The organism is Rhizobium sp. BK176, assembly GCF_024808055.1.
In genome coordinates this window covers 1-6022 of the sequence record NZ_JANUBV010000061.1, presented here as the reverse complement: position 1 = coordinate 6022, position 6022 = coordinate 1, and the positions used below count along the sequence as shown (strand labels likewise).

General features: G+C 57.5%; 5 protein-coding genes. 2 read left to right on the top strand and 3 right to left on the bottom strand.

The genetic code is table 11. The features are described 5' to 3' along the window. Positions 1-206 precede the first annotated feature (206 nt). A complete protein-coding gene (locus FHT76_RS41130) occupies positions 207-1658 on the top strand; it encodes a deoxyribodipyrimidine photo-lyase (RefSeq protein ID WP_183759300.1) in 1452 nt (483 codons plus the stop codon). A gap of 401 nt (positions 1659-2059) precedes the next feature. Here the strand turns inward: FHT76_RS41130 and htpG are convergent, their stop codons facing one another. Next, entirely contained in the window at positions 2060-3949 is a 1890-nt protein-coding gene (htpG, locus tag FHT76_RS41125) for a molecular chaperone HtpG (RefSeq protein ID WP_183759299.1), read from the bottom strand. Positions 3950-4141: 192 nt separating this feature from the next. Between htpG and FHT76_RS41120 the strand changes: the two genes are divergently transcribed. Continuing rightward, a complete protein-coding gene (locus FHT76_RS41120; protein WP_183759298.1) occupies positions 4142-4363 on the top strand; it encodes a hypothetical protein in 222 nt (73 codons plus the stop codon). A 401-nt stretch (positions 4364-4764) separates the two neighbouring features. Here the strand turns inward: FHT76_RS41120 and FHT76_RS41115 are convergent, their stop codons facing one another. Both FHT76_RS41115 and FHT76_RS41110 read right to left on the bottom strand, forming a co-directional pair. Then, positions 4765-4911, bottom strand: a complete 147-nt coding sequence (locus FHT76_RS41115; RefSeq protein ID WP_183759297.1) for a hypothetical protein — start codon at positions 4909-4911, stop codon at positions 4765-4767. Between the two features lie 559 nt (positions 4912-5470). Further along, the coding region (locus tag FHT76_RS41110) for a HEPN domain-containing protein (protein WP_259186888.1) at positions 5471-6022 on the bottom strand (552 nt) is incomplete at its 5' end.

Genomic DNA, 6022 nt, shown 5'->3' with positions numbered 1-6022 from the left:
CGTAGCGGCGGCGTGTCATCATAGCTCCTAATTCGGAAGCCTTGAATCACGCCGAACGCAATACGCCAAGAGAATTTATGAGTTTACGGCCTAGGCAAGGTCGTTGCGAGCACTTAGAATTCGCCTTGACGCTGGTGATCAGTTTCTGATCCAAGCCCGGTGTCGTTCCGTAACAGATACAGGAACGTTGAAACAGGACGGGCTCATTGGCGACCGAAAATGCAAAGCCGGTTATTCTCTGGTTTCGGAAAGACTTGCGGCTAGATGACAACCGAGCCTTGCACGCGGCTTGCACGTCGGGGCGCCCTGTTATCCCCGTCTATATACGGGAACCCCGTTCGGACGGTACGGCCCCCCTTGGCGCAGCGCAGGACTGGTGGCTCCACCACTCCCTTGAAAGCATGCAGGGCGCGCTGTGCAAGCTTGGCGGTTCGCTGCATTTGGTCTCCGGCCATGCGCTGGATGAACTCAGCGACCTTGTTGCTTACAGCGGAGCAGAGACGGTACTGTGGAATCGGCGCTATGACCCGGCCGGCATTGCAATCGACACGCAGATCAAACGGACGCTTGCAGAGCGGGGCATAGAGGCCAGGAGTTTTCCCGGTCAGCTCCTCCACGACCCATCCAAACTGATGACCGGCGCAGGAACGCCCTATCGCACCTATACACCCTTCTGGCGTGCGTTGGAAAAGTTGTGCGAGCCGGGCGAGCCACTGGATCCGCCGACGAAGATCAGATTTGCGAACCTGCCTCGGGCGTCCGAACTGTTGGCCGACTGGACATTACTGCCCACAAGGCCGAACTGGGCGAAGGAGTTTAGCGACATCTGGATACCCGGTGAAGCGGCGGCACATCGACGGCTGAGCGATTTTGTCGAGGAAGACCTTCAAGGTTATCGGCTCAATCGCGAGCTTCCGTCGCGGCAGGCGACGTCCCAGCTCTCTCCCTACCTCGCGCTCGGAATTATTTCCCCGGCCCGCGTCTGGCACGAGACGCGGGGGTTGAGCAAACGCGTGCCAGTCGAGGATCTCGTTCACTTCCGCAAGGAACTTGCCTGGCGGGAGTTTTCCTACCACCTGCTCTATCACTTCCCAGGGCTTCCCAATACGAACTGGAACGACCGGATGGATACCTTTCCCTGGGAAAATCACCGGGAGCATTTCGAGATATGGACAAAGGGACTGACTGGTTATCCGATCGTGGATGCAGGGATGCGTCAGCTCTGGCGCCATGGTTACATGCATAATCGGGTTCGCATGATCGCGGCGTCCTTCTTGATCAAAGACCTGATGGTCGACTGGCGCCTCGGCGAGTCCTGGTTTCGGGACACGTTGATCGACGCTGATCCCGCCAACAACGCTGCAAGCTGGCAATGGGTCGCCGGATCGGGTGCGGACGCCTCTCCGTTCTTCCGCATCTTCAATCCGACCCTTCAGGGTGAGAAGTTCGACCCGGACGGTGCTTACGTACGCGAATTCGTCCCCGAACTGGCCAATCTTGACAACAGGTACATCCATCGGCCATTCGAGGCACCGGTCGATGTTCTGGCGAAGACAGGCATCACGCTCGGCACGACCTATCCCATGCCCGTGGTTAACCACGCGTTTGCCAGGGATAGAGCACTCGAGGCGTACAATGCGACAAAGGGCGCGTTTTGATCGCACGCCGCAGCCCGTGCAGCGTCTAAACGTGCATCACTGTAAACCAGCCATGCGATAGCCGCGGATAACGCGCTGGTCCGCCTCCATGTCTCGGGCCGATTGCGATAGCGGCCCGTTAGGCCATCGTTATTCCGATTGCAGGCATCGGCCGACGTTCCCGATCGCTGCGTAGGTTGGCGCCGGTCGCCCTCTGGATGCGTTGCTGTCGTCGGTGCCATCCACTCGATGTGTGGTCGAAGCAACCAAACCATTCGGAACGCATTTCGATTAGCGTATTGAAGCGTGGCATCACGGGGTCCGATCCACGTGACGTCAGGCTCGAAACGTCCGGTCTGCTCTATCTCATGCGGACCGGACATCTCGGTTGGGCCATCAAAACGGCTTGAGGCCACGCGTATTTATGATCGCGCCGCCCTTTCGAAAATCCTTGCAAAGCGCTCTGCGAAAGCCCGGGGGTCAAGTGGTTTGCTGCCGTCAAGAATACGGGCCTCGTCCAGCAGAAGCGCGACCGCATCCTCACGGAAGGCCGCGTCGCCGTCGATTGCGGCAATGGCCCTGATCATTGGATGAACAGGATTGATTTCAAGGACTGGTTTGGCTCCAGCCTGGATGCGACCCGCTCCCTGCAGGATTTTCTCCATCTGGAGATCGTAGCCTCCTTCCGTTGCCACGAGGCAAACCGCGCTTTCGGTGAGGCGGCCCGACACGCGAACGTCCGCGACATGATCCCGGAGCTGTTCTTTTGCGAACTCGATGAATGCCGTCGTTTCGGCAGGAGCGTCAGCCGCCGGATTGTCCAGGCCGTCAACCTTTGCAAACTGCGACAGATCGGTCGATCCCTGGGTAATGGACTTGAACGTCTTGCCTTCAAAGTCGGGAGCATTCATGACCCAAAAGCTATCGATGGAGTCCTCGAGCAGCAAGACCTCGATGCCTCGCGCGCGAAACCCCTCGAGGTGAGGTGAAGCCTTGAGCTGATCGTGCGAGCCGCCGGCGAGATAAAAGATCGCGTTCTGATTTTCCCTTGCGTCCTTCACATAATCTGCGAGGGAGCGGTGCGCCTCGCCCGATGCCGTCGTTCGGAACCGTGAAATAGCAAGCAGTTGAGCGCGACGCTCGGCATCCTCGTAGATCCCTTCTTTGAGAACGGCGCCGAAATTGTCCCAGAACGTCCTGAAGCCGTCGGCATCATCCTGGGCGAACTTCTCGATGGCACTGATAACTCGGTTGGTGACGCCCTTGCGGATAACCGTCAGGATCGGGCTTTCCTGGATCATCTCTCTCGACACGTTCAAAGGCAGGTCGGAGGTATCGACAAGGCCGCGGACAAAGCGAAGGTAGCGCGGCAGCACTTCGGCTTCATCGGTAATGAACACGCGCTTCACGTAAAGCTTCATGCGACCCTTTCGATCAGGGTCGAACATGTCGAACGGCTGGGAGCCGGGCACGTAGGCAAGCGTCGTATATTCATGACGCCCTTCTGCTCTGTAATGCACCGTTACGGCGGGCTCGTCGTATTGACCGGAAATTCCGCGGTAGAAGTCCGTATAGTCGTCCTTGGATATGTCCGATTTTGCCTTGGTCCAGAGCGCGGTGCCGTCGGTTAGCTGCGTAGGCTCGCCACCCGGTTTGTCGATCAGGTCGATTGCGACAGGAACGTGGCCTGATTGCTCCTTGACGATCTTCTCCACGGTCCATCGGGAGGTATATGTCCGGGCATCTTCCATCAGATGCAGCGTGATGCGTGTTCCACGCGCTGGCGCGTCGGCAGGATCCAAGCCTTTCACGGTGAAGCTGCCCTTGCCATCGGAACTCCAAAGCCAGGCCTCCTTGGCGCCAGCACGCCGGGAAATCACGTCGACCCGGTCGGATACCATGAAGCAGGAGTAGAAACCGACACCGAACTGCCCGATCAGCTGGCTGCCCTCTCCTGCCTTGCGCGCTTCAATGCGCTCCATGAAAGCCCGCGTGCCTGAGCGCGCGATGGTGCCGAGAGCCTCTATCATTTCGTCGTGGCTCATGCCAATGCCATTGTCCTCGACCCTTAGCTGCCCATTTTCCTCGTCAAGCGTGATCGTGATGCGGGCATCAGGTGCGCTTGCCAGCAGCGATGGCGTCTCTATCGCCTCATATCGGAGCTTCTCGCAGGCATCGGCTGCGTTCGAAATCAGCTCACGAAGAAAGACGTCCCGATCCGAGTAGACCGAGTGGACCATCATATGCAGAAGCCGCGCAACGTCCGCTTCAAACACGTGATTTTCGGCTGGCTTGTCTGCCGCAATGGTCATGCCGTATGTCTCCTGTCGGATTAGGAAATGGAGCCATGAAGTGCCCAAATCCATTCAAAAATTCAAGATGGTTTTCGATCCCGAGCCTGGCGGAGCGCACTTCCATTAACGCAGTTGTGCAAAGCGCTTCCTCGGATCTTTCTTATTCCTGGAGTCTTGCGACTATCCTCGCTTGTACCGGGAGTGAGTTCAATGTTGGTAGCGCGTTTGGTGCCGGGAAGCTTTTATTGGGCCAGACCCATGGCCGACATCCATGAGATCACGATCGTGCAAGTCTCGACCATGTTCGGCGAGGATCGGGACTTCTGGACGCTGGCCGCCATTGGTTCGGACCAGCATTACATGCCATCTGACTTTGAAATCATCGGACCGGTCGACGGACCAGGATGGACGCTGCGTCAGGCGGCTGAATAATACCGCACTGTCGGGATGCGTCATGGCGATGTGGGGACATCCCTCGCGTTGGTCGTCGACGCTGCCGCGTGCGTCTGATCCTCGATCTGTTCAACTTGCGCGATGACAGAACGACTTTCAACGCGTGAACTGAACTCACATGGGACTTCCCCCTCGGCATTTGCGACTACGGCCCCCTGCACAATGTGGGCTGCCGCATCTGCGCCCGTTACTGAGCCTGACCAGCAATATAAACAGAGCCAGCTTGACAACCGCGATTAGAGAACGTGTTGGGTCACAGTCCTTCGAAGTTCCGCAAAAGCCGGTCCCGGAAGCGGGGTTTCTAAGTGCGGTTTTCCTAGTGGGTGAGCCGATGCGGTATTTCTGTCGGACCCAGATCTTCTGAATCTTCTCTCTGAACGCTAATTCGCCGCGTCACGAAGCTTTTGATCCAATTCGCTGATCCAGGAGATATATTTTTCCCGCAGCGGATGATCTTCCGCCAACAAGGCAAGCTTCATTTCCGCGAGCTGGCGCTGATCACGGATGAGTTTAACGTCAATCTTCATTCATAGCTTTTCCTGATTCTGCTGGTTCAATTCAGTACATTTCCAGAAGGAGTACTACCTGATTGCACGAGTCTGCACAACAGACTGTTCCTTCTTTGTTCCGTGTCACCTTCGCCGAGTCTCTGCTCGGCAGAGACGCCAGTTTTGAAGTCCGGGCAAGAACCCGATCGGCGTGGTGGCCGCGGACTGCAGTCATTTATGTTGGCGAAATCTTCGAGGGGAATATTGGTATAAGCCGGCGCCTTGACCCCACCCGAGCGGCAGAACAATGAAGCGGCTCGAACTGAGAAGCTTGCGGTTCCATCAGCAACATTCTCAAAAGCAATTAGATGCCTCACACGGTTGGCACTTTCGGGTAAGGATCGTCATCCTGCACGACGACGTAGCCAACATTGTTGAATATGCCCGAGTGCGCTCGACCCCGCGAATGAGTACTTCTGATTATTGGGCGAACCCATGGCGACGGGATTTCACGCCGGGCGCTTCGGCAGCATATCTACCGGCCTCACCTCAAGGCCACCAGCGAGCCCGACCAGGCGTAGCGAAGTGCTCATGCTTCTTACTCCCCGGACAACCGCTCGAGGCAGACTGTTTTGACAACCTCCTGCAGGCTCCTGACCCGCTCCGTCAACCAGGCAAGTTCCTCTTGGGTGATCTCGTATTGGGAGGAATACCTGGCTTCGACATAGGCGCGAGACAGCAGCTCGAAGCACCGCCGCGAAAACCGGGTGTCACGAGGCCATGCCGCAATCAGGCGCGGGTCCACTCCTTCGGCGCGGGAGCGCAGCACCTTGATGCGATGCGACTTCGGGCTGTAGAGGGTGAGGGTCAACAGAGCGCAGTGATAGGCACGTTCAGTGGCTTGATGCAGCATGAAAGCCCCATCCCGCCACATCTCGTTTGTAATTCCAAACTCCGCGAATTTCAGCGCTTCTTCTGACAGCTTGAACCATTGCTCAAAATAGCCTTTTGCTTCCTGCCGCTGTTCTTCCGGCGTCAATGGCTTCGGTTTTGCCAGCGGATGGCCGGGCACTTCGTAGAGGACGATGCCGTCCCTGGCGATATCGACGAAGAAGGGTCGGCCGCGGCCGAGCTGGTCGTTGACGTCGGC

Excerpts from the sequence above, each read along its gene's own strand:
- FHT76_RS41115 (WP_183759297.1), bottom strand. The coding sequence starts at position 4,911 with ATGAAGATTGACGTTAAACTCATCCGTGATCAGCGCCAGCTCGCGGAA.
- FHT76_RS41120 (WP_183759298.1), top strand. The coding sequence starts at position 4,142 with ATGTTGGTAGCGCGTTTGGTGCCGGGAAGCTTTTATTGGGCCAGACCC.
- htpG (WP_183759299.1), bottom strand. The coding sequence starts at position 3,949 with ATGACCATTGCGGCAGACAAGCCAGCCGAAAATCACGTGTTTGAAGCG.